This window comes from Chromobacterium sp. LK1, from assembly GCF_001043555.1.
Lineage (GTDB): Bacteria > Pseudomonadota > Gammaproteobacteria > Burkholderiales > Chromobacteriaceae > Chromobacterium > Chromobacterium aquaticum.
The window spans coordinates 138102-161448 of the sequence record NZ_LDUI01000001.1 but is presented as its reverse complement, the minus strand read 5'-3'; the positions used below and the strand labels follow the sequence as shown (position 1 = coordinate 161448).

Here is a 23347-nt window from a genome sequence, read left to right as displayed (position 1 = left end):
GGCTTACAGCTGCATCTTGATCAGGTCGTCCACCGCGCCCACCACCTTATTGCGCACTTGCATCAGCATGGAGAACGACAGACTGGCTTCCTGGCTCATCAGCATCGCGCCGACCAGGTCGTCGCTCTTGCCGCTGTCCACATCGGCCATTTTTTCGGAAGCCAGGCGGTTCTGCGCATCGACGTCGCGGACGGCGGCGCCCATCGCGTCGGAGAAGCTGGCGGCGGAAGCCGGCTCCTCGCTGTGCTGCGGCGGCGCGATCGGCGCATTGCGCGCCATCCCGGCCATTTCGCCGAGCATCTGCCGGCGATCGGCATGAATCATCAAACCCAGGTTGGTCGCCATCGGAAATCCTTGTCGGGCGGAGCCCGTTATTATTGAGTGGCCAAACATGGCCGGTTTCACGTCTGCGGCCCGCGGCCCGGAGGCAACGAGCGTATCGAAGCGGCAGCCCCGAGATGAGCGGCATGACCATGCCATCATCCTGACGCCAAGATACGAGCGGCGATTTTAAACTTTATGCTTAAACCAACCGCCGTGAATTTTCACAAAGTCTGACGTGAATTTTCCCCCTTTACCCAGCGGCGGCAGCCAGTAAGATGCACACTCCATAAGGTTTAGCCTGCCGTTTGCCTCCGTCCGCGAGCCGCGAATTTAGTACCGCCTAGTACAATTCGCACTCGACGCCGCAGAGGGCCGGCCGGCCTTGATGAACACCAGGCCGCCGCGGTTTAAGCGCCGCGCCCCTGCCGTCGCTCGCGCGCGCCGGCCGGGCGCGCTGAAGCCGGCGGCGCCACGCCCACCCCATCACCGAGTATCGAGATGCCAAGAGCCAGAATCATTTCGCAGCATGACGGCGCCCAACTGCCGGCTCTCGACCTGCGCACGCTGGGACGGCCGTTCCACCTGCTGCCCGTGTTCGGCAAAGCCCTGCAAGAAGAGCTGGCGGATTTCCTGCAGCAGGAACTGAACCGCCGCTACCACGCGCATTTCCACATCCGCGCGCTGCAGCAGGCACAGCCGGCCGCCGACGAGCGCCGCTGGCTGTGGCACGCGCTGGACGGCTGCCAGTTGGGCAGCCATATCGAACGGCCCTTATTGCTGCGCTTGCTGGATTACCGCTTCGGCGCGCCGGCGGCGCAGGCGGACGCCGACGCCGTGCCGGCGGAAACCGAAACCGAGCGCCGTCTGGCGCGCAGCCTGGCGGAACGGCTGCTGCCGCGCCTGCTGCAATGCATTTTGCGGCTGGACCGCCAGGCCGGCGGCCTGCCGCCCGGCCCGGCCGACTGCGCGCAACTGCCCTTCGTGCCGCCCGGCACCGGGGTCTGGGAGATCCGCCTGGACATCGGCGACGGCGAGCACGCCATCGGCGCGCTGTGCCTGCAATTGGACGCCACTTGCTTCGAGCGGCTGCTGAAAAACCTGTCCGGCCGCCGCGACAGCGCCGATGCCCAGGCGGCGCCGGCGGAAACCTTCCGCGAGCGGCTGCGCGTGCGGCTGCAAGCGCGGCTGCTGGACCGCGAAATGGCCTTGGGCGACATCATGGACTTGCGCCCAGGCAGCGTGCTGCCGGTGACGCTGCAGGCCAGGAGCGAAGTGCTGGTCGGCGCCTCGCGGCTGTTCGACGCCGATGTGGCCGAGCAGCACGGCAAGCTGTGCCTGACCGGTTTCGTCGCCAGCGAATGACTCTACAAACACAGAACAAGAAGGATTTAGCATGGACTTGAACGACGATTTCGACCTGGGCGGCGTGCTGGACGGCCTGGACGCGCTGGACGGCAAACCGGCGGACGACGCCGCCGCTCCGCGCCGGCAGCCGCGCGACATGACCCAGTTCCTGCGCAAGATCCCGGTGCGGCTGACGCTGGAAGTGGGCGGCGCCGACATCTCGCTGGCCGATCTGGTCAATATCGAGAACGGCTCGGTGGTGGAACTGGACAAGCTGGCCGGCGAACCGCTGGACATCAAGGTCAACGGCACCGTGATCGGCCGCGGCGAGGTGGTGGTGGCCGGCGAGAACTACGGCCTGCGGGTGGTGGAGCTGAACGACCTGGAACTGGACAGCCTGGCCTGATGGAACTCTTGAAGAAGCTGCGCCCCCTGCTGCGACCCAGCCTGCTCGCTACTGGGCTTTGGGCGCTGGCCGCCGCCTGTCAGGCCGAGCCGCTGAAGCTGCTGTCGGCCAATGCCGGCGGCACGCCGGTGGACTTCACCATCAAGACCCAGATCCTGATCCTGATGACCCTGCTCGGGCTCTTGCCCGTGCTGGTGCTGATGATGACCAGCTTCACCCGCTTCGTCATCGTACTGTCCCTGCTGCGCCAGGCGCTGGGCCTGCAGCAGGGCCTGCCCAACCGCATCGTCACCGGGGTGGCGCTGATCCTGACCCTGCTGGTGATGCGGCCGGTGGGCCTGGAGGTGTGGAACCAGGCGCTGCAGCCCTTCGATCAAGACAAGATCACCATGCAGCAGGCGCTGGAGATCGCGCAGAAGCCGATCAGCCGCTTCATGCTGGCGCAGACCAGCAAGACCGCGCTGGCGCAGATCGCCAGGCTGTCCGGCGAGGAAAAGATCAGCAATCCGCAGGACCACGCCTTCGCGGTCAAGCTCGCGGCCTTCGTGCTGTCGGAATTGAAGACCGCGTTCCAGATCGGCTGCATGCTGTTCATTCCCTTCCTGGTGATAGACCTGGTGGTGTCCAGCGTGCTGATGGCGATGGGCATGATGATGCTGTCGCCGCTGGTGATTTCGCTGCCGCTCAAGCTGCTGCTGTTCGTGCTGGTGGACGGCTGGTCGCTGACGGTGAACACCCTGGTCACCTCGATACAGGCGTATTGAATTGAGCACAAATTTTTTTGCCACGGAAGCACACGGAAAACACGGAAAATTCAAAATCAATGACTCCATGCCTGTGTTGTGTACGCCTTATGTTCGGCGCTTCGAAAAGCACTATTCCCTATGCCACGGCGGACATCTATGACAAAGAATTTTGTGTTTTTCTGAATTTGTCCGTGTCTTCCGTGTGCTTCCGTGGCTAAAAAAGTTTTTTACGCTTCCGTGGCTCATTGATCATCTTGACTAACTAACAGGCGTTTATGCTCACTCCCGACATTGCCGTCGACATCGTCAACGACAGCCTGCGCGTCGTCGTCACCCTGGTGGTGCTGCTGATCCTGCCCAGCCTGATCGTCGGCGTCATCGTCAGCCTGATCCAGGCCGCCACCCAGATCAACGAGCAAACGTTGTCCTTCCTGCCGCGGCTGCTGGTGACCCTGCTGACCATCGCCGTCGCCGGCCACTGGATCACCGGCTTCCTGATGGACTTCTGCGTGGCGATGTTCCAGCGCGCCGCCGGCCTGGTCGGCTAGCCGTGACCGGCCTCTACGCCCAGCTGCTGGACTTGATCCCGGCGTTCTGGTGGCCGTTCTGCCGGCTGATGGCCGCCTTCAGCGTCGCGCCCTTCATCGGCGAGGGCATGGTGCCGGTGCGGGTGCGCATCGGCCTGGCGCTGGCGCTGTCCGCCGCCACGCTGCCGGCCACCCTGCCGCTGCCCAAGCTGGACCTGTTCTCGCTGGCCGGCGTCGCCGCCAGCATCGAGCAGGCGGTGATAGGCCTCGTCTTCGGCCTCGCCTTCCAACTGGTGCTGGCGGTGCTGGCCGTGCTCGGCTTCCTGGTGTCCTCGCAGATGGCGCTGTCGATGGCGGTGATGAACGACCCCGGCAACGGCAACTCTTCCGATGTGGTGTCCAGCCTGCTCTACCTGCTGGGCGCCATGGTGTTCTTCGCGCTGGACGGCCATTTGCTGCTGATCCAGGTGGTTTACGCCAGTTTCCAGGCCTGGCCGGTGGGCGGCGGTGTGCCGGCCGCCTCGCTGTCCATGTTGGCCGGCGGCGTGGCCTGGGTCTTGTCCGCCGCCATGCTGCTGGCGCTGCCGGCGGTGTTCGCCACCTTCGTGGTGCAGGCCGGCATCGGCATGATCAACCGGGTGGCGCCGTCGCTGAACCTGTTCTCGCTGGGCTTCCCGCTGATCACCCTGTTCGGCCTGGGCACGCTGGGCCTGATCGCCCGCTTCATCCCGCAGCAATACCTGAACCTGAATGAACAGATGCTGCGCCTGCTGGGCGGCATGCTGAGGGCCGGCCATGGCTGAGGGGCGCGGCGGCGATAAAACCGAAAAGGCCACGCCGCACAAGCTGCGGCAGGCGCGCAAGCAGGGCCAGGTGCCGCGCTCGCGCGACCTGGCCGCCGCGCTGGGCCTGCTGCTGGCGCTGAAGCTGGCGTTCTGGCTGATGCCTCAGTGGCTGGACGAGTTCCGCCAGCTGTTCGCGCTGGCTTTCGCCCCGCTCGCCGGCAACGGCGCGCTGGACAATAGCTGGTCCAAGCTGTTTGGCGGCACCTTGCTGCTGCTGGTCAAGATGGTGCTGCCGCTGGCGGTGATTCCGCTGTGCGTGATCGTGGTATCCCTCTATCCCGGCGGCTGGATCTTCAGCCTCAACCATCTGCAGCCCAAGCTGGAGCGCTTCAACCCGCTGGCCCACTTCGGCCGCATCGCCTCGGCGCGCCACGCCAGCGAGATCGGCAAATCCATCGCCAAGGCCTTGCTGCTGGGCTGGGTGCTGTACCGGCTGAGCCAGAGCGCGCTGGAGGATTTCTTCGCCTTGCAGGACGCGCCCTTCGCCACCGCTCTCGCCGGCAGCGCCGAATTGCTGATCAACGCGCTGCTGAGCCTGACCGCGGTGTTCATGCTGTTCGCGCTGATCGACCTGCCCTTGCAGATCCTACTGTTCATGAAGCAGCAGAAGATGAGCAAGCAGGAGGTCAAGGAAGAGTACAAGAGCACCGAGGGCCGGCCGGAGATCAAGCAGCGCATCCGCCAGATCCAGATGCAGATGGCCCAGCGCGGCGTGCGCAAGGCGGTGCCCACCGCCGACGTGGTCATCGTCAACCCCGAGCACTACGCGGTGGCGCTGAAATACGATGAAGAGCGTGCCGAAGCGCCCTTCATCATCGCCAAGGGCCTGGACGAGATGGCGCTCTACATCCGCCAGGTGGCGCAGGAGCACCAGGTGGACGTCGTGCCGCTGCCGCCGCTGGCGCGCGCCGTCTACCACACCACCCAGGTCAACCAGCAAATTCCCGCGCCGCTGTACCGAGCGGTGGCGCAAGTCCTGACCTATGTCATGCAACTCAAGGCCTTCCGCAACGGATCGCGCCGCAGCCAGCCGCGGCTGCCGGACGATTTGCCGATCCCGCGCGACATGGCCGATCCCAGAACCGCATCATGAACGCTTTCACTAGACTGCTGGCCGACATCGGCCGCCACAAGATCGCCGCCCCGCTGTTTTTGCTGGCCATACTGGCCATGGTGATGCTGCCCTTGCCGCCGCTGGCGCTGGACATGCTGTTCACCTTCAACATCGTGCTGGCCATCATCGTCATCCTGGTCAGCGTCTCCGCCAAGCGGCCGCTGGACTTCTCCGCCTTCCCCACCATCATCCTGGCCACCACCCTGCTGCGGCTGTCGCTGAACGTGGCGTCCACCCGGGTGGTGCTGCTGCACGGCCATGAGGGCACCCACGCCGCCGGCCGGGTGATCGAGGCCTTCGGCCAGGTGGTGATAGGCGGCAACTTCGTCGTCGGCATGGTGGTGTTCGTCATCCTGATGATCATCAACTTCATGGTGGTGACCAAGGGCGCGGAACGGATCTCGGAAGTGTCCGCCCGCTTCACCCTGGACGCGCTGCCCGGCAAGCAGATGGCCATCGACGCCGACCTCAACGCCGGCCTGATCAACCAGGAGCAGGCGCAGCAGCGCCGCCGCGACATCGCCACCGAAGCCGATTTCTACGGCGCGATGGACGGCGCGTCCAAATTCGTGCGCGGCGACGCCATCGCCGGCATCCTGATCCTGATCATCAATCTGTTCGGCGGCGTGGCCATCGGCGCGCTGATGCACGGCCTGTCCGCCGGCGACGCCTTCCGCCAGTACGCGCTGATGACCATAGGCGACGGCCTGGTCGCGCAGATTCCGGCCCTGCTGCTGTCCGCCGCCGCCGCCATCATCGTCACCCGCATCAGCGACGACGGCGATATGCAGGAGCAAGTGGGCAAGCAGATGCTGGCCTCCCCCACCGTGCTGATGAGCGCCGCCGGCATGATGCTGGTGCTTGCCGCTATCCCCGGCATGCCCTGGCCCACCTTCCTCGGCTTCGCGCTGCTGCTGGGCTTCGTCGCCTGGCGGCTGCACCAGCGCCAGCAGACGCTGCCGAACCAGCCGGACCCGGCGCTGGCGAAAAGCGCGCTGGCCGGCGACGCCGACATCGAACTGGAATGGGGCGCGCTGCCCTATGTCGACACCCTGGGCATCAATCTGGGCTACAAGCTGGTGTCGCTGCTGGACAAGAGTCAGGGCGCGCCGTTGGCCAAGCGCGTGCGCGGCGTGCGCCAGAGCCTGAGCGAAAGCCTGGGCGTGCTGATGCCGACGGTGAGCCTGCGCGACGACTTGCGCCTAAAGCCCTCGCAATACGCCATCCTGCTCAGCGGCAACACCGTGGCCGAGGGCGAGGTCTACGCCGACCGCTTGATGGCGATCCCGTCGCCGGAGCTGTACGGCGAAGTGGACGGCATGCCCGGCGTGGACCCGGCCTATGCGATGCCGGTGACCTGGATCCAGCCCGAGGACAAGAGCAAGGCCTTGGGCCTGGGTTACCAGGTGGTGGACTGCGCCAGCGTGGTGGCCACCCATCTGAACAAGGTGATGCGCGAGCACCTGGCCGAGCTGTTCCGCCACGACGACGTGACCGCGCTGGGCGAACGGCTGTCGGCACTGGCGCCCAAGCTCGCCTCCGCGCTGAACCAGGCGCTGCCGGCGCCGCTGCAGCTCAAGGCCTATCGCCAGCTGCTGACCGACAATGTGTCGCTGAAGGACATCGTCCCCATCGCCAACGCGCTATTGGACGCCAGCGAGAGCAGCAAGGACCCCATCATGCTGGCGGCCGAGGTGCGCTGCGCGCTGAAACGCCAGATCGTGCAATCCATCCTGGGGCCGCGCGGCGAAATGAAGGCCTTCAATCTGTCCGCCGATCTGGAAAACCTGCTGCTGGGCGCGCTGAGCCAGGCGCAGCAAACCGGCAAGCCTCAGCTGGACAGCTTCCCCATCGACCCCAATGTGCTGCAGCAGTTGCAGGCGAATATGCCGGTGGTGCGCGACCAGATGAAACAGCTGGGCCACGCGCCCATCCTGCTGGTGATGCCGCAGATCCGCCCGCTGCTGGCGCGCTACGCGCGCTTGTTCGCGCCCGGCCTGCACGTGCTGTCCTACAACGAGGTGCCGGAGACGCGCGAAGTCAGCCTGACCGGCACCCTGGGCTAAGAACCTGTTCATGATCTGCTGCGCGTCGCGAAGCGTTCACGGTGAGTACGAGCTCAAAATGCTCATGTACCACGGGTACATTGCGCTTTCTCAGCCGCAACGCCTTGTCTCGCTCTTGCTCGCGAGACTTTGAACAGGTTCTTAGCCCGCTTCGTCCCGGCGCGGCCGCGCCGGGACTGGTTTCGCATTGGATGCGAAGCCCTTCTCCTCTTGCCTCCTCGCCGCCGGCACCCGCCCGCTTTACCGACACATAGAGATTTCCTCAAAGCAATCATCGCATTAAGTACAATTCACTCTTCAGACGCATCCATCCATTTATCTCGCGCAGCAAAGACTCTGTACCAAGGAACAGGTTTCAAGCTGTATGCATGAATCTAGAATGGAAGCCTTTTTTGCGTTTTAAGCGAAAATTTTTCGCACATTTTGCAAATTTTGACTAATAATCGGCTGACAGCCTGGCAATGATTTCGTACCCGGGTGGCATGCCGCAACCGGCAAGCCCCGGCCCTGCCCGGAAGGCCACCCGCCGCCCGTGCGCCGGCAGCGATAATCATTGAACAAGACATAAAAAGCGCCCGTCCATTGCCCGGGACGCGCGCAGATAAGAGCCGCCAAGCAAACCTGGCAGAGAACCTGAGGCAAGGCGCGCTGACGCGGACAGTACCTCCCGCGCCGCAAGTCAGCGCAGCATCAAGGGTTTGCTTGATGGCGAATAAGAAACGACCCCGAATAGTCGCCCTACTTAGAAGACATGCAAATGACACAGAATAAGCCAACGACTGAAATCATCAATGCCAATATCCGGACCCATCTGGAACAGCGCGGCCTGGCGGAATCGCAGCAGGTCAGCTTGATCGAGGAAGTGCTGGGCCTGAGCGCGTCGCAAACCTACCGCAAGCTCAACGGCAGCAGCCAATGGCAGCTGGGCCAGTTGGAAAAGCTGGCGCAATACCTGGGCCTCCCCACTTCGGAACTGCTGGTGTCGCAGGACAACCGCCGGCCGGTGCGGGTGCCGGACGCCGATCTGATCCCGGCCATCCTGCACCTGACCGACCACACCGAGGAAGCCCATTGCTGGATACAGCTGGGCGACGTGGTGCAGGACGATTCGATCTCCCCGCTGTTGCTGGCGCGCCGCCAGGGCGACAGCTGGCACGTGTATCCGGGCAGCCACGACCGCTGCATCAACGGCCACGAAGTCACTTACCTGGCGGTGCAGCCGCCCAAGCGCGCCAATAACAAGCGCCTGCTGGTGGCGGTGCTGGACGATATGGACGCCGACATCCTGGCCGCGGTGCTGGTGCGCCAGGGCCTGTTCGCCCTGCCCTATGAATCGCCATCCGAACTGCTGGCCGCGCTGCCGAACGAAGAGTTCGACGCCTTCGTGCTGGACTGGGTGCTGGGCGACGACGATTGCATGAAGGTGATAGAAACCATACGCCAGCGCTCGGCCACCGTGCCCATCATCGTGCTGACCGGCCACGCGGAAGAATACGAATCCGCCTTGCAGCAGGCCTTGCGCATCCAGGGCGTCTACTACATCGGCAAGCCGACGCCGGGTTCCATCCTGGCGCTGCAGATCACCAATGTGGTGACCGCGGCCCACGACCTGGAAGTCTGAACAGACCGGCTCCAGCCGCCACGCGACATGAAAAAGCCCTGGATCCCCAGGGCTTTTTTTCATTCCGGCCATGCTCCACCGCGTTCAGCCGCGCTTGGTCACCGCCTCCAGCATGCGCCGCAGCTGGCCGGCGTCAAAGGGCTTGGCCAGGATGCCGGCGAAACGCCGCGCGCGCGGGTCCTGGAAGGCTTCCGGGTAGGCGCTCATGCCGACGATGGCGGTGTGCGCGCCGCGCTGACCGTTCCAGGCCTGCTCCGCCACCTGATAGCCGCTGTCCGCGCCCAGGTGCATGTCCAGCAACACGGTGTCGAAATCGGCCCGCTCCAGCGCCTGCTCGGCCAGCGCCGCCGTCTCCGCGGTGGCCACCTGATAGCCGTCGCGCTGCAGCAGCTCCGCCAGGGTGTCACGGATATCGGCGTCGTCATCGACGATCAGCACCGATTGCGGGCCGGGCGCGTCCAGCGTCTGCACCGGCAACCGGACCGTGAAACATGAACCCTGGCCCTCGGCGCTGTCCAGTTCGATGCAACCGCCAAACAGATTGACCAGTTCCTTGACGATGGACAGGCCCAGGCCGCAGCTGCCGGCGCGGCGGTGCTTGCCCTGGATGAAGGGCTGGAAGATGCGCTGCTGCTGCTCCGGCGGAATGCCGATGCCGGTGTCGCGCACCTGCAGCATCAGCTCATGGTGGCCGGTGGCGCGCAGGCAGCTGACATTGACCGTCACCCCGCCCTGATCGGTGTAACGGATGGCGTTGGACACCAGATTGCCCACCACCTGACGCAGCCTGACCTCGTCCAGCAGCACCTTCTCCGGCAAGGGGCCGGCCTGATAGCTCAGGGTCAGCCCCTTGGCGTCGGCCAGCGGCCGCATCACGTCCATGGTGGCTTGCAGCACCTCGGCCAGCGGCATAGGCTGCGGATTCATCCGCAGCTTCATATTGCGGATGGCGCTGATGTCCATGATGTCGTGCACCTGGGCCGACAGATGCGACACGCTGGTCTTCAGGCGCTGCACCGCGGTGCGCGCCGTCTTGTCGCCATCCGCCACCGGCTCCAGCAATTCGATGCACACCTGCATCGATTGCAGCGGTGAGCGGATCTCGTGGCTCAGCGTGGCCAGGAAGGTGGTGCGGTCCAGCTCCATCGCCACCGTGGCCTGATGCGCGGACTGTTCCTTCTCCAGCAAGGCCTGCTTGGCGCTGGCCAGACGCTTGACCGAGCTGTAGCGCGACAACAGCAGGATCACCGCGCAGATCACGCCCCACAACACTGATTGCAGATAGAGCACATTGCTGCGCTGGCGGTCCAGATCCTCCAGGCGCTCGGTGCGGCTCTTGACCTCGGCCACCCGCGCCTCCACGGCGAAAGCCATCAGTTGCGGCCGCAGCAGATCGATGCGCTCCAGCAGCGCCGGCACCGCAGCCGGCGACGGATGGCCGAAGCCCGGATCGGTGAACAGTTGCTGATAATCCGCCACCAGGGTGTCGAACCCCTTCACCTGGCGCAGCAGCATCTGCACGCGCACCGGCGCCGGTTCAGAGAATACGTGGAAGCGGCTGCTGGCCACCTCCAGCCGTCGGGTCAATTCCTCGTTATTGATGCGGCCGGCCTGGAAAGCCACCAGCGCGGACTTGGCGCGCTCCATCTCCAACTGGAATTGCGCCACCGACCAATACAGGTCTTCGCTGCTATTGGCCACCGAATTGCCCTTGCCCACCTGGCTGATGCTGTAATACATGCCGCCGGCGGCGGTGATCAGCACCAGCAGGCCCACCCACAGCATGCGCCGGCCTTCCGGCCAGCCGCCCCAGCCGGATGCCAGTTGCCGCAGACGTCCGACCCAGGCCGACTTGGCGCCTTCCTGCGCCCTATCTTGCTTGTCCATCAGTTCACCACCAGGCCATCGATCTGCCAGATCAACTTGGCGTCCAGCGCCGGCCCCTTGGCCGAATCCGGCATCTGCTCCAATGGATACATCAACCACAGCGGGCCGTAACGGGCCACGTTCATCGGCTGTTGATTGAAGCGGCGCGCCAGGATGGCGCGGTACTTGACCAGTTCGCTGACAGGGATCGAATAGGTGTAGTCATTGAGGGCGACGAACTGGGCCTGATGCCCGTAAGCGCCCACCTTGTTGAGAATGTCGCGCACCAATGGCCCGCTGAAAGTGGCCTTGGGCGTCCAGCTGGTGGCGGTGACCAGCGAGGTCTGCGGCAAGGCCATCAGCGCGCTTTCGCGGAATTCATACACCCCGCGCGCCGGATCGGTGTAATGGCTGATTTTGCCCGACACCACCAGCAGCACCGGGTCGTCGCCCGCCCGGCATGCTTGCGCCAGCAGCGCGAAAACCAGCAAGCAAAAGACTTTCTTCATCTTGGCAAACGCTTCATTGATTGAAAAACCCTAGCGCCACGCGCTGCGTCGCGGCGAACCGCGACGGACAACTAAAAAAAATCGGCACGCGCTGCCGGTGCCGGTTTGCCGCGCCGCAGGCGGAGCCGCCCGACGGGCAGTCCGCCAGGGCGGCCGGGGTCCGAACCGCCGGATCAGTCTTCCAACAGGCGCTTCACCACATCCACGTATTCCTGCATCGCTTCGTCGCCGCCCTTGCCCTTCAGCTTTTCCCAGGCATCGAACTTGGCGCGATTGATGAAATCCATCATGCCCGGACGCTCGCCGGCGGCGTCGCCTTCGGTCGCCTGCTTGAACAAGGCGTACAGCTGCAGCAGCGTCTGGTTGTCCGGGCGCTCGGACAGGGTCTTGACATCGGCCTGAGCCTGGGTGAACAGCGTCTGCAAATCAGACATGGCAATTCCTTTGTGAAAACCGGGACCTTTTCATGTCCCTGGTAAGATGTTAGCCACCGGCACCATGCCGGAAAGCGGAATTTACCATGAACCCGCGCCGCGGTCAGCCCGGGCGCTGGCGCGCTCCTCACCTGTTTACGTTCTCGCGAGCTAAGCGAGACAAGACGTTGCGGCGGAGCAAGCGGAATGCATGACTGGCACATGAACATTTCGAAGCAGTACGCGCACCGTGCTACGCCGCACCGAGCGCAGCAGACTTTGACCAGGTTCTCAGAACGTGTTTACGTTCTCGCGAGCTAAGCGAGACAAGGCGAAAACGAGCGAAAAAGCGGAATGTACTCGTGGTACATGAGCATTTTGAGCTGGTACTCACCGTGCAACGCTTCACGACGCGCAGCAGATCGTAAACAGGTTCTCAGCGCTGGCCAGGCTGCCGCGGCAAGACCACGCCGCCTCCCGGCTCGGACTGGATCAAAATACGTTTATAGCTCTTCACCGCGATGCCGTCCTTGCGCCCTGGCGAAAATTCGACATGGCGAAAACGCTCGATCAAGGCCTGCTCGCTGCCGGCCGGCTGCGCGCTGAACGATTGCACCGCATCCACCCCACCCTGTTCATTGATATAGACGCGCAGCTCTATCCTGATCGTCACCCCAGTCAAATAGGACAGGTCCGGCAGCTCGATAGGCCGCAGCGGCGTCGCCACTTGCTCCAGCTGACTGGCCGGGTAATACAGGTCTAGCCCCAGACGCTGCGCCACATCCTCCCCCGGCTCGGCGGCCTCGGCCAGCGGCGCCGACGCCGCGCTCGACGGCTCGCCGGCAGGCGCCGATGCGCTTGGCTGTGGTTCCGGCTCCGGTTTCGCTTCAGCCTCCGTCGGAGGCAAAGCCTCGGCCGCCACGGGCGCGCTCCACGCCGGCGGCGTCTCGGCCCGCTCCACGCGCGGCGACGGCCTGGGCGCGGGCCACGCCGCGGCCAGGCGCACGCTCAGGCCGGCCGGCTCGCCGTGCGCGCCCCCCACCGGCCACGGCGCGAAAATCGCCAGCCCGTGCGCGGCCAGGGAAAACGACAGGCCCAGCAAAATGCGGTCGCTATTGGACAGGCCGCGCCAGCGCGTCCCCCAGCCCGGCCGCGCGCTCACCGCCGCGCTCCAGTCGCGACAACGGCCTGCCGCGCCGCCACGAAGGCGTCGGGACAGGCCGCGGGCGTCGCGCGGGGCGCGGCTGGCTTATTTGGCCTTGAGCAGCTTCTCGATGTCTTCGGCATCGATCGCGCCCGGCACCAGCTGGCCATTGGCGAAGATCAGGCCCGGCGTGCCGGTGATGCCCAGTTTCTCGCCCAACTGCTGAATCTTCTCCAACGGAGTGTCGCAATTGTCCGGACCGGTCAGCGGCTTGCCGTCGCGCATGAAGCCGGACCAGGCCGCCACTTTGTCGGGCGAGCACCAGATCTGCTTGGACTTGCGCATCGCGTCCGGATGCAGCTGGGTCAGCGGATAGAGGAAGGTGTAGATGGTCACGTTGTCCAGGTTCTTCAGACCCTCGCGTTCCAGCTTCTTGCAGAACGGGCAGTCCGGATCGGAGAACACCGCCAGCTTGCGCTCGCCCTTGCCGCGCACTTCCTTCAGCGCGTATTCGAACGGCAGCGACTTGAAGTCCACCTTGTTCAGCTCGGCCAGTTTCTTCTCGGTCAGGCTTTCCTTCTTCACCGCGTCGATCAGGTCGCCGACAAACAGATAGCTGGCGTCGGCATTGGTGTACACCACCTGTTTATTGTCCACCACCACCTCGAAAATCCCTTTCACCGGGGAGGCGCTCACCGCCTTGACCGGCTTGCCGGGGAAACGGCCTTCAAACGCCTTTTTCACATCACCGACGTTGCCGCTGCCGGCGGCCTGCGAGCAAGCGGCCAGCGCCATCATCAGGGAGGCGCCCAGCGCCAGGGACTTCAAGTTTTTCTTCATCAATCTTTATCCTTGGAAAGGAGGTTCAATAACCAATCGCCTGGCGAGCGAATTGCCGCTTCAAAGGCTTCAGGCAATTGGTCAGGTTCAGTCCGGCATTGCGCAGCCAGGGCAGGCCCGGCGCCTTGGCCTGGAACAGCTGGAACAGTCCATCGCAACCCAGCTGCATGGTTTTCACCGCTTCGCGCCGCTGGCGCTCATAACGGCGCAGCAGCATCCAGTCTCCGGCGTCGCGCTCGCCGGCCAGCAAGGCCGCCAATTGCTCAGCGTCCTGAAAACCCAGGTTCACCCCCTGGCCGGCCAGGGGATGCACGGTGTGAGCGGCGTCGCCCACCAGGGCCACGCGCTCGGCCACCACCCGCTGCGGCTGGATCAAGCGCAGCGGAAACGCCGCGGCGGCAGTGATGGTAGCCAATTTTCCCAGCGTTTGTCCTCCGGCCGCGGCCACCGTCTCCGCCAACGCGTCCGGCGACAGTTGCAGCAAACGCTCGGGATCAGAGCTTGACCACACCATGGAAATTCGGTTCCCGGCCATCGGCAGCCAGGCCAGGATGTCGCCGCCGAGAAACCATTGCCGCGCCACGCCGCCGTGCGGGCGCTCGCAGTCGAAATTGGCCACCACCCCGCTCTGGCGGTAAGGCTTGACGCTGGCATCCAGGCCGGCCTGCTCGCGCACCCAGGAGTTGGCGCCGTCGGCGCCGACCAGCAAGGCGGCGCTCAGCCGGCGGCCGTCCTCCAATTCCAGCTCGGCGCCCAGCGCGTCGGCGCGCAGTGTCTGCGGCAAGACCCCGGTCAGGCAATCGACGCCGGACGCCGTCAGCCGCCGCCACAAGGCGGCCAGCAGCCAGCGGTTCTCGGCGATCCAGGCCAGCGCCGGCTCGCCGGCGTCGCTGGCGGCGAACTCGATGCGGCCGCCCGCGTCGCCGCGCACATCCATCGCCTCAATCGCGCCCAGGCGCTCGGCGCCGGGCCAGGCGTCCAGGCTCTCGAGGAAACGGCGGTTGGCCGGGCTCACCGCGTAAATGCGCGCGTCCCAGCCCTGCTCCAGACCCTCCAGCCGTGGCGGCCGTCCTTCCAGCAGGGCCACGCTCTTGCCGGCGCGCTCCAGCGCCAGCGCCAGGCTGGCGCCCACCAGCCCGCCGCCGACGACGATCACATCATATTGCAATGCTTTCACGCTCGCTCTCCCATCACACGCCGAACACCAGATGGCTGGCGAATTTGCGCCGTAGCGGCGGCAGCGCGTCCAGCGCGCTGAGGCCGACGCTGCGCATCGCGCTGACCACCGGATGGTGGCCGTCGAACAATTTGATCAAGCCATGGGTGAAGCCCACCACCGCGTGGCTGTCCACCCGTCGCGACGCGGCATAGGCCACCAGCGCGGCGGCATCGCCGGGATCGGCGACGCCGGCCAGCGCCGCGCTGAGACCGGCGGCGTCGCGCAGGCCCAGATTCAGGCCCTGCGCCGCCACCGGATGCATGGTTTGTGCGGCGTTGCCTATCATCGCCACCCGGCCGCTGACCACGCGGTTGAGCTGCTTCAACGCCAGCGGGAACGCCGCGCGCGGCCCCACGTCCAGGATGCGGCCCTGGCGCTCGCCGAAGGCCTGTTGCAAGGCGGCGGCCACCTCGGCGTCGTCGGCCGCCTGCAAGCGGGCGGCGTCCTCGGCGCTGCGGGTCCACACCAACATATAAGCGTCGCCGTGCGGCAACAGGGCCAGCGGCCCGTCATGGGCAAAGCGCTCATAGGCCACGCCCTTGGGCGGCAATTCGGTGCGCACTTCGGCCAGCACCGCGCACTGGCGGTAATCGTGGCTCAGGCGCTTGACGCCGGGCAGGCTTTCCGCCAACGCGCCGCCCTCGGCCATCACCGCCAGCCGGCAGGTCAACACGCTCTCGCCGGCGTCCGACTCCACCGTCGCCACCGCGTAATGGCTGAGGCTTTTGACCGCCCGCACCCGGTGCCGCCACAACACGCGCACGCCGGCGCGCTCCAGCGCGCCGCCCAGCGCCGCCACCAGCGCCGGGTAATCCACCACCGCGCCCAGGTGCGGCAGGCCCACGTCCTCGCCCTGCAATAGGGTGCGGCCGCAAGCGCCTTGCTGCGACACGTGCACGCTGTCGATCAAGGATGCCGGCAAATCCTCCGGCCAGGCGCCGGCTTCGCGCAGCAGCTCGCGGCTGTGCCAGGACAGCGCCAGCGCGCGCGCGTCGCGCACCGTCTCATCGCGGCCGCGGGCCTCCACCAAGGTCACCTCGCGGCCGGCGCGCGCCAGCCGCAAAGCGGCCAGCGCCCCGACCGGGCCGCCGCCTATGATCACCACGTCCGCATGTTCATTTATCTGTTGCTGCATTCTGTTTCCTCCTGTTTCCTCGGGACACAGGCTCCGGAATTCAATCCTGATTCATCAGCGCCTCGATCTCGTCGATGCGCTTGGGCACGCCGCCGGTATAGACCTCGCAGCCCTGCTCGGTGATCAGCACATCGTCCTCGATGCGCACGCCGATATGGTGCAGCGCCGCCGGCACTCCGTCCGCCGGGCGGATGTACAAGCCCGGCTCCACCGTCACGCACATGCCGGGCTGATAGGCGCGCCACAGGCCGTTGCGCTTGCGCGCGCCCACGTCGTGCACGTCCAGGCCGATCAGATGGCCGATGCCGTGCATGTAGAACTGGCGGTAGGCGCCGGATTCGATCACCCCGTCCACGCTGCCTTGCAACAGCCCCAGGTCCAGCATGCCCTGGGCCAGCACCGCCAGCGCGGCGTCGCCGGACGCGTTCCAGGGAACATTCGGCCCCAGCGCGGCGATGGCCGCCGCCTGCGCCGCCAGCACTACTTCGTAGACGTCGCGCTGCGGGCCGCTGAAACGGCCGTTGATCGGGAAGCTGCGGGTGATGTCGCCGGCGTAGCCTTCCAGTTCGCAGCCGGCGTCGATCAACAGCATTTCGCCGTCGCGCAGCAAGCCGTTGTTGGCGCAGTAATGCAGGGTGCAGGCATTGGCGCCGCCGGCGACGATGCTTTCATAGGAAGGCTGGCGCGCGCCGCGGCTGACGAAGGCGTGCAGGATTTCCGCCTCGATCTGGTATTCATGCAGGCCGGGCCGGGTGGTCCGCATCGCCTGCACATGGCCGGCGGCGGAAATCTCGCCGGCGCGGCGCAATAGCGCGATCTCGCTGTCGTCCTTGATCAGGCGCATCTCGTCCAGCAGCGCGTGCACGTCGCCGTAGCAGCTGGGCGCCGGCGCGCCGTGGTAGGCGCGCTGACGCAGGCTGTCCAGCCAGCCGTTGACGCGCGCGTCGAACTTGGCGTCGCGGCCCAGGCTCCAGCACAGCCGGCCGCAGCCGGACAGCAGCTCCAGCATCCGCGCGTCCAGCTCGGCGACGGGATAAGCCTCGTCGAAGCCGAAAGTCTCCGCCGCTGCCTGCGGCCCGTGGCGGAAGCCTTCCCAGATTTCCATGTCCGCATTCTTGTCGCGGCAAAACAGGATGGACTTGCCGCTGCGCCCATCCAGCACCAACACCGCTTCCGGCTCGGCGAAGCCGGTCAGGTACAGGAAATGGCTGTCCGGGCGATAGGGATAGAAATTATCGGCGTTGCGCACCGCTTCCGGCGCGGTGGGCAGCACCGCTACGGCGTCGCCCAGGGCGGACAGCAGGCGGGCGCGGCGTGCGGCATGAGGCGTGGGCATGGCGGAATCCAGGCAAGGGACCGACGCGGTCGTAAAAGCGGCAGTTTACACCGCCGCCCGCGCCAACCCAAGCCCCGCGGCCGCGCCTCAGCTCACGGCGGACAGCATCCACTCATGCGCCGGGTCGTTGTGGAAGCGCCATTCGCGGCGCGGCCCGGCCATCACATTGAGGTAGTAGGATTCATAGCCGTGCGGCACGCACACCGGATGATAGCCGCGCGGCACCAGCACCACGTCGCCGTCCTCCACCGCGTGGGATTGGTCCAGATCGCGCTCGTCGGTGTAGACGCGCTGGAACACGAAGCCCTGCGCCGGGCTCACCCGGTGGTAATAGGTCTCCTCCAACAGGCTCTCCACCGGCAGCGCGTCGCGGTCGTGCTTGTGCGGCGGATAGCTGGACGAATGGCCGGACGGGGTGCGCACTTCCACCACCAGCAGGCCGTCCGCCTCCGCCTGCTGCGGCAGGATGTCGGTGACGTAGCGGGTGTTGCTCCCCTGCCCGCGCACGCTCTGCGCCATGTCCTGCGGCCGGATCAGCCGCGGCGGCCGGGTCAGCGGCCGGCCCGGCGCCGAACACAAAGCCACTTCCGCCGCGCCGTGGGCGACGATGCGCAATGCACAGCCGGCGGGAATATAAGCCGCCCACGGCGCTTGCCCGTCGAACACATCGGCGCGGCCGCCCACGCCCGGCCAGCGCTGTTCACCGGCGATGAGATCGACGACGCCGGCCAGCACCACCACGCAGCACTCCCGCTCCGCTTGCAGCCAGTCCTCGGCCTCGCCGTCGGCCAGGCGCAAGGCGCGGAAACCGACGTGGCGCCAGCCGGCGGAGGCCGGGGTGATGTCGGCGGCGACGCGGCCGGCCGCCGCTCTCACGCGCAAATCAGGCTGATTCATGCGCAACTCCTTTCCGACGCGCCGGCGCGGATGGCGGCCACCAGGCCAGCCAGGGTGCGGAAGCCCAGTTCGGCATAGCGGTAGCTGGGCGCCACCACCGGGTCCTGCTCCGCCTCCACCACCAGCCAGCCGCGATAGCCGTGCTCGGCTAGCGTGCGCAGCAGGGCTTCGAAATCGATGACGCCGTCGCCGGGCACGGTGAACACGCCGTTGAGCACCGCCTCCAGAAAACTCCAGCCGCGGTTGCGCGCCAGCCGCGCCACCTGCGGGCGGATATCCTTGCAATGGACGTGGACCACGCGGCCGATATGGCGGCGCAGCACCGCCAGCGGTTCGCCGCCGGCGAAGGCGATGTGGCCGCTGTCGAACAGCAGGCCCACTTCCGAGCCGGTGACCGCCATCAACGCGTCCACATCGTCCGGGGTTTCGACGTAGGCGCCCATATGGTGATGGTAGGCCAGCGTCAGGCCGTGGCTTTGCAGGTGGCGGCCGAAGGCGTTCAGCCGCTCGCCGTAATCGCGCCATTGCCGCTCCGAGCCAAAGCGCGGACGCTGGCTCAAGGGCCGCGGCTGGCCCTGTATCGCCTGGGCCACTTCACCGTAGACCATCACCCGGCATCCGCTGGCGGCCAGCAAACGCAGATGCGGTTCCACGGCGGCGATTTCCTCATCCACGCCGCGCTCGGCCAGCCGGCCGGAATGCCAGCCGGACACGCATTGCAGGCCGTGCGGCGCCAGCGCCGCCGCCAGCGCCTCCGGCTGACGCGGGAATTTATTGCCCAGCTCAAAACCGCGGTAGCCGATGGCCGCGCCTTCGGCCAGCGCCTGCTGCAGCGATATTTCGCCGCCCAGCGACGGCAGGTCGTCATTGCTCCAGGAAATCGGATTGATGCCGATTTTCACGTCGAATGCATGCATTGCGCTGTTCCCCGCTATTCGTATTGACGCCGGCGCAGCCGGTCTTCGTAAGCCTGGCGCGCGGCGCGGACCTCGGCCCGTTCCGATACCTCCGGCACCGCCACTTCCCACCAGCAGCCGCCGGCCTCGGTGGTGCGCGCCGGATCGGTGTCGATCACAATCAGATAACTGCGTTCCGCGGCGCGGGCGCGGACCAGCGCCGCCTCCAGGCCGGCGATGTCGGCCACGTGCTCGGCCTCGGCGCCCAGCGCGCGGGCATGGGCGGCGAAATCCACCCGCGGCGCGCCGTGGCGGCCCTGGCGGCAGTCGTCCAGCAAATTGTTGAACGGCGCGCCGCCGCAGGCTTGCTGCAAGCGGTTGATGCAGCCGTAGCCGCGGTTGTCCAGCAGCACCACGATCAGTTTTCGGTCCAGCATCACCGAGGTGGCCAGCTCGCTGTTCATCATCAGATAGCTGCCGTCGCCCACCATCACGATGACTTCGCGCTCCGGCCGCGCCATCTTCACGCCCAGGCCGCCGGCGATTTCATAGCCCATGCAGGAATAGCCGTATTCCAGGTGGTAGCCGCCCGGCGTCGCCGCGCGCCACAGCTTGTGCAGTTCGGCCGGCAGGGTGCCGGCGGCGCAGACCACGATGTCGTCGCGCTCGGAGCCGGGGTGGCGCTGCACCGCGCCGATCACTTCCCCGTCGTAAGGCCGGCCGCGAGGCTGACGCTGGCCGGTGACGCGCGCCGTCTCCGCGCGCCAGTCCTCTGCCAGCGCGCGCGCCTCGGCGCTCCAGCCGGCGTCGGCGCTCCAGCTGTCCAGCCGCGCCGACAGCGCGTCCAGGCATAGCGCGGCGTCGCCGCTCAGGGCCACGGCGTCGGCCTTGATCCCGTCCAGCGCGTTGACGTTGACGCTGAGCAGCCGCGCCTGGCGGAACAGCTGCCCGGAGCCGGTGCTGAAGTCCTGCAAGCGGCTGCCCAGCGCCAGCACCAGGTCGGCCCGTTCCGCCAGCCGGTTGGCGGCCGGCGAGCCGGTGACGCCGATCGCGCCCAATTGCAGCGGGTGATCCCAGGACAAGGCGCTCTTGCCGGCCTGGGTTTCGGCCACCGGCGCGCCGTGGCGCTCGGCGAAGGCGCGCAAGGCCGCCGCGCCGCCGGCGCTGTAGAGCACGCCGCCGCCGGCCACGATCAGCGGCCGCCGCGCGGCGGCCAGCGCCCGCGCCGCCCGCTCCAACGCGTCCGGTTCCGGCGGCGGCGCGGCGATGCGCCACAGCCGCGGCCGGAACCAGTCGGCCGGATAGTCCCAGGCCATGGTCTGCACGTCCTGCGGCAGCGCCAGCGTGGCCGGCCCGCATTGCGCCGGATCGGTCAGCACCGCCAGCGCGCGCGGCAGCGCCGTGAGCAGCTGCGCCGGGTGGACGATGCGGTCGAAATAGCGCGACACCGGCCGCAGGCAATCGTTGACCGACAGCGTGCCGTCCTGCGGCGCTTCCAGTTGCTGCAGCACCGGGTCCGGCGCGCGCGACACGAACACGTCGCCGGGCAAGAGCAGCAAGGGCAGCCGGTTGACGTGGGCCAACGCCGCAGCGGTAACCAGATTGGTGGCGCCGGGGCCGATGGAGCTGGTCACCGCCATCATCCGGCGGCGGAAATGCGCCTTGGCGTAGGCGATGGCGGCGTGGGCCATGCCCTGCTCATTGTGGGCGCGCCAAGTGGGCAGGCTGTCGCCGGCCTGCTGCAGCGCCTCGCCCAGGCCGGCGACGTTGCCGTGGCCGAAGATGGCCCACACCCCGGCGAACAGGGGCAGTTCCTCGCCGTCCAGCTCCACCCGCTGCGCGGCCAGGTAGCGCACCAGCGCCTGGGCCATGGTTAAGCGAATCGTGCTCATCGCGCGCCCTCCTCGCTGAGCGCGCGGCCGGCCGTGCCGCGTTCCTCGCGCCAGACCGCCACCAGTTCAGTGAATCGGGCGCCGGCCTCGGCCACCAGGCCGGCGTCGTCGATCTCGCCCGCAAGCCAGCGCTCGGCCGGCCGCTGAAACAGGCTGCGACCCACCATGAAGCCGCGGCAACTGCGGCTGGCGCGCGCGGCGGCAAAGCCCCGGCGCAGCTCGTCCAAGGGCGCGTTCAAGCCCAGCAATACCACGCCTCGGCAATAGGGATCGCGCTCGGCGATCAGCGCGTCCAGCGCCGGCCATTGCGCGGCGGTGGGCGGCTCCAGCTTCCACCAGTCCGGGTGGACGCCCAGGTTGTACAGGCGTTTGAGCGCGCGGTAGACGGTGTCGTCGGCGCGCGGCAAATCCTTGGACGGGATGATTTCCAGCAGCAATTCGTGGCCGCTGGCCTGGGCGGCGTCGTAGAGCGCGCGGACCTGCGCCTCCTGTTCCAGCCGGTTGTCCAGCTCATCGTCCGGGTGGTACTGGACCAGGCATTTGATCACCTGCTCGCGCGGCCAGGCGTTCAAGGCGCCGGCCATCGCGCGGCCTTGCTCGAACACCAGCGGATTGGAGCCGGGCAGCTCCACCGGCCGGCCCACCCACCAGCCGCGGCCGGTGGCGGCGTACAGCGCGTCGGCGCCGTAGCGCTCGTCGATCAACACCCCCACCCGCCCGTGCAGGCCCAAGCGCTGCTCGACGTCGGCCACCGCTTGCACCAGCAGCTGTTTCAAACGCGGCAGCCGCGTCTCGTCCGCGCCCGCCGCGCGCGCCAGTTCGAAGAACTGACTGCGGTGGTCGAAGGCGAACACGCACAATTCGTCCCAACGCGGCCGCGCCGCGCTGACCCGGTGCAGCCGGCTCAAGGCCGCGTCCTCGCCCGGCCGCCGCGTTGGCGCGGCGAGAAAGCGCTCCAGCTCGGCCGGGGTCGGCATCGCCGGCGCGCAGCCGTGGCGCGACACCACCAGCGCGCCGCAGGCGTTGGCGCGGCGGCAGCATTCGGCGTAGTCGCCGCCGCGCAGCCAGGCGGACAGGAAGCCGGCCAGGAAGGCGTCGCCGGCGCCCAGCACATTCATCACCTCCACTGGCGCGCCGGCCACGCTGAAGGCGTCCTCGATGCGCGCCGGCACCGCGTCGGGAATCACCGCGCAGCCCAGCGGCCCCAGCTTGACCACCAGTACCGCCCGGCTCAGCGCGCGCACTCGGGCCAAGGCCGGCATCAGCTCGGCCGCGCCGCCGGCGATCAGGAATTCCTCCTCGGTGCCGACGATGAGGTCGAACTCGGAGAGCAGCTTCTGCAAATGGGCGCTGACCTCGGCGCTGGAGATGTAGCGGGTTTCGCCGTCGCCGCGGCCGGCCAGGCCCCACAGCACCGGCCGGTAGTCGATGTCCAGCACCGTGCGCGCGTCGTGGCGGCGCGCGTATTGCAGCGCGCGGCGGCTGGCCGCCTCCACCCCGGGCCGGGACAGATGGGTGCCGGTGATCAGCAAGGCCTGGCTGCCGGCGATGAAGTCCTCGTCGATGTCATCGGCGCCGAGCGCCATGTCGGCGCAGTTTTCGCGGTAGAACAGCAGGGGGAAGGTGTCGCGGTCCTTGATGCCCAGCAGGGTCAGGGCGGTCAGCCGCTCCGGGTCCACCCTCACCTGGCTGACGTCGCAACCTTCGGCGCTCAGGGTCTTGAGCAGGAAGCGGCCCATCTGTTCGTCGCCGACGCGGGACAGCATCGCCGATTTCAAACCCAGCCGGGCCGCGCCGAAGGCGATGTTGGCGGAGGAGCCGCCCAGGTATTTGGCGAAGCTGGCCGCGTCTTCCAGCGGCGCGCCCAGCTGCTGCGCGTACAGGTCCACCGCCAGCCGGCCCAGGCAGACCAGGTCGCGGTCGCGGCCGCTGGCGAAACGGGTGGTGTTTTGCATTCATCCTCCTTCGAAAGCTTGATTGGCCACGGAATACATAAAGAGACATCAGCAGGCATTTTTAGCCACGGAAACACACGGAAATACACTGACAAACCCAATAAAACCTTGGTGGTTCTTTAACTTGGGGGTCGTAGTTGGCGCTATTCGTTTTCCGCTTTTTTCCGTGTGCTTCCATGTATTCCCATGGCTCAAAATCCAAAACGCCAACCACGAAACCCACGAGACAGCACGCAAGCCACGTTTGCATCC

21 protein-coding genes are annotated in these 23347 nt (G+C 66.8%); 8 read left to right on the top strand and 13 right to left on the bottom strand.

Going from position 1 to position 23347, the window contains the following annotated elements:
• Window positions 1–3 precede the first annotated feature (3 nt).
• The gene (locus VI26_RS00685) at window positions 4–345 is read right to left on the bottom strand and encodes a flagellar hook-basal body complex protein FliE (protein ID WP_048407814.1); all 342 of its coding nucleotides are present in this window, start codon (window positions 343–345) and stop codon (window positions 4–6) included.
• A gap of 477 nt (window positions 346–822) precedes the next feature.
• Between VI26_RS00685 and VI26_RS00680 the strand changes: the two genes are divergently transcribed.
• The 8 genes from VI26_RS00680 (at window position 823) to VI26_RS00645 (ending at window position 8993) form a co-directional block, all read left to right on the top strand.
• Window positions 823–1686: a FliM/FliN family flagellar motor switch protein gene (locus VI26_RS00680; protein ID WP_048407813.1), complete on the top strand. Its 864-nt coding sequence runs from the start codon at window positions 823–825 to the stop codon at window positions 1684–1686.
• A gap of 31 nt (window positions 1687–1717) precedes the next feature.
• A complete protein-coding gene (gene fliN, locus VI26_RS00675; protein WP_048407812.1) occupies window positions 1718–2074 on the top strand; it encodes a flagellar motor switch protein FliN in 357 nt (118 codons plus the stop codon).
• The gene (gene fliP, locus VI26_RS00670) at window positions 2074–2838 is read left to right on the top strand and encodes a flagellar type III secretion system pore protein FliP (protein WP_048407811.1); all 765 of its coding nucleotides are present in this window, start codon (window positions 2074–2076) and stop codon (window positions 2836–2838) included. The genes fliN and fliP overlap by 1 nt, the downstream gene beginning before the upstream one ends.
• 257 nt (window positions 2839–3095) lie before the next feature.
• A complete protein-coding gene (gene fliQ, locus VI26_RS00665) occupies window positions 3096–3368 on the top strand; it encodes a flagellar biosynthesis protein FliQ (RefSeq protein WP_048407810.1) in 273 nt (90 codons plus the stop codon).
• A 2-nt stretch (window positions 3369–3370) separates the two neighbouring features.
• Window positions 3371–4150, top strand: a complete 780-nt coding sequence (gene fliR / locus VI26_RS00660) for a flagellar biosynthetic protein FliR (RefSeq protein ID WP_048407809.1) — start codon at window positions 3371–3373, stop codon at window positions 4148–4150.
• A complete protein-coding gene (gene flhB / locus VI26_RS00655; RefSeq protein ID WP_048407808.1) occupies window positions 4143–5285 on the top strand; it encodes a flagellar type III secretion system protein FlhB in 1143 nt (380 codons plus the stop codon). The genes fliR and flhB overlap by 8 nt, the downstream gene beginning before the upstream one ends.
• Window positions 5282–7372 (top strand): flagellar biosynthesis protein FlhA, encoded by a 2091-nt coding sequence (locus VI26_RS00650; protein ID WP_048407807.1) that lies wholly within the window; start codon window positions 5282–5284, stop codon window positions 7370–7372. The genes flhB and VI26_RS00650 overlap by 4 nt, the downstream gene beginning before the upstream one ends.
• Window positions 7373–8129: 757 nt before the next feature.
• Entirely contained in the window at window positions 8130–8993 is an 864-nt protein-coding gene (locus VI26_RS00645; RefSeq protein WP_197081330.1) for a helix-turn-helix domain-containing protein, read from the top strand.
• Between the two features lie 84 nt (window positions 8994–9077).
• On the opposite strand, the gene VI26_RS00640 is transcribed toward VI26_RS00645, so the two are convergent.
• The 12 genes from VI26_RS00640 to iolC all read right to left on the bottom strand — a co-directional run bounded on the left by VI26_RS00640 (window position 9078) and on the right by iolC (window position 23095).
• Window positions 9078–10880 (bottom strand): hybrid sensor histidine kinase/response regulator, encoded by a 1803-nt coding sequence (locus tag VI26_RS00640; RefSeq protein ID WP_048407805.1) that lies wholly within the window; start codon window positions 10878–10880, stop codon window positions 9078–9080.
• Complete coding sequence (locus VI26_RS00635) at window positions 10880–11368, bottom strand: molybdopterin-dependent oxidoreductase (RefSeq protein WP_053074153.1); 489 nt, start codon at window positions 11366–11368, stop codon at window positions 10880–10882. Before VI26_RS00635 ends, VI26_RS00640 begins: the two co-directional genes overlap by 1 nt.
• A 173-nt stretch (window positions 11369–11541) precedes the next feature.
• Window positions 11542–11802, bottom strand: a complete 261-nt coding sequence (locus VI26_RS00630) for an acyl-CoA-binding protein (protein WP_048407804.1) — start codon at window positions 11800–11802, stop codon at window positions 11542–11544.
• Between the two features lie 415 nt (window positions 11803–12217).
• Window positions 12218–12943, bottom strand: coding sequence for a hypothetical protein (locus VI26_RS00625; RefSeq protein WP_048407803.1), 726 nt, complete (start codon window positions 12941–12943; stop codon window positions 12218–12220).
• An 87-nt stretch (window positions 12944–13030) separates the two neighbouring features.
• Window positions 13031–13765: a DsbC family protein gene (locus VI26_RS00620; RefSeq protein ID WP_048407802.1), complete on the bottom strand. Its 735-nt coding sequence runs from the start codon at window positions 13763–13765 to the stop codon at window positions 13031–13033.
• Between the two features lie 25 nt (window positions 13766–13790).
• The gene (locus tag VI26_RS00615; RefSeq protein ID WP_048407801.1) at window positions 13791–14942 is read right to left on the bottom strand and encodes a UbiH/UbiF family hydroxylase; all 1152 of its coding nucleotides are present in this window, start codon (window positions 14940–14942) and stop codon (window positions 13791–13793) included.
• Between the two features lie 13 nt (window positions 14943–14955).
• Window positions 14956–16119: an FAD-dependent oxidoreductase gene (locus VI26_RS00610; protein ID WP_048407800.1), complete on the bottom strand. Its 1164-nt coding sequence runs from the start codon at window positions 16117–16119 to the stop codon at window positions 14956–14958.
• Between the two features lie 40 nt (window positions 16120–16159).
• Window positions 16160–17455: an aminopeptidase P N-terminal domain-containing protein gene (locus tag VI26_RS00605; protein ID WP_048407799.1), complete on the bottom strand. Its 1296-nt coding sequence runs from the start codon at window positions 17453–17455 to the stop codon at window positions 16160–16162.
• Window positions 17456–17542: 87 nt separating this feature from the next.
• A complete protein-coding gene (iolB, locus tag VI26_RS00600) occupies window positions 17543–18352 on the bottom strand; it encodes a 5-deoxy-glucuronate isomerase (RefSeq protein ID WP_048407798.1) in 810 nt (269 codons plus the stop codon).
• Entirely contained in the window at window positions 18349–19269 is a 921-nt protein-coding gene (iolE, locus tag VI26_RS00595; RefSeq protein ID WP_048407797.1) for a myo-inosose-2 dehydratase, read from the bottom strand. The genes iolB and iolE overlap by 4 nt, the downstream gene beginning before the upstream one ends.
• A gap of 14 nt (window positions 19270–19283) precedes the next feature.
• Window positions 19284–21140 carry a 3D-(3,5/4)-trihydroxycyclohexane-1,2-dione acylhydrolase (decyclizing) gene (gene iolD, locus VI26_RS00590; RefSeq protein WP_048407796.1) on the bottom strand — a complete coding sequence of 619 codons (1857 nt, stop codon included), beginning with the start codon at window positions 21138–21140 and terminating at the stop codon, window positions 19284–19286.
• Window positions 21137–23095 carry a 5-dehydro-2-deoxygluconokinase gene (gene iolC / locus VI26_RS00585; protein WP_048407795.1) on the bottom strand — a complete coding sequence of 653 codons (1959 nt, stop codon included), beginning with the start codon at window positions 23093–23095 and terminating at the stop codon, window positions 21137–21139. The genes iolD and iolC overlap by 4 nt, the downstream gene beginning before the upstream one ends.
• Window positions 23096–23347 lie beyond the last annotated feature (252 nt).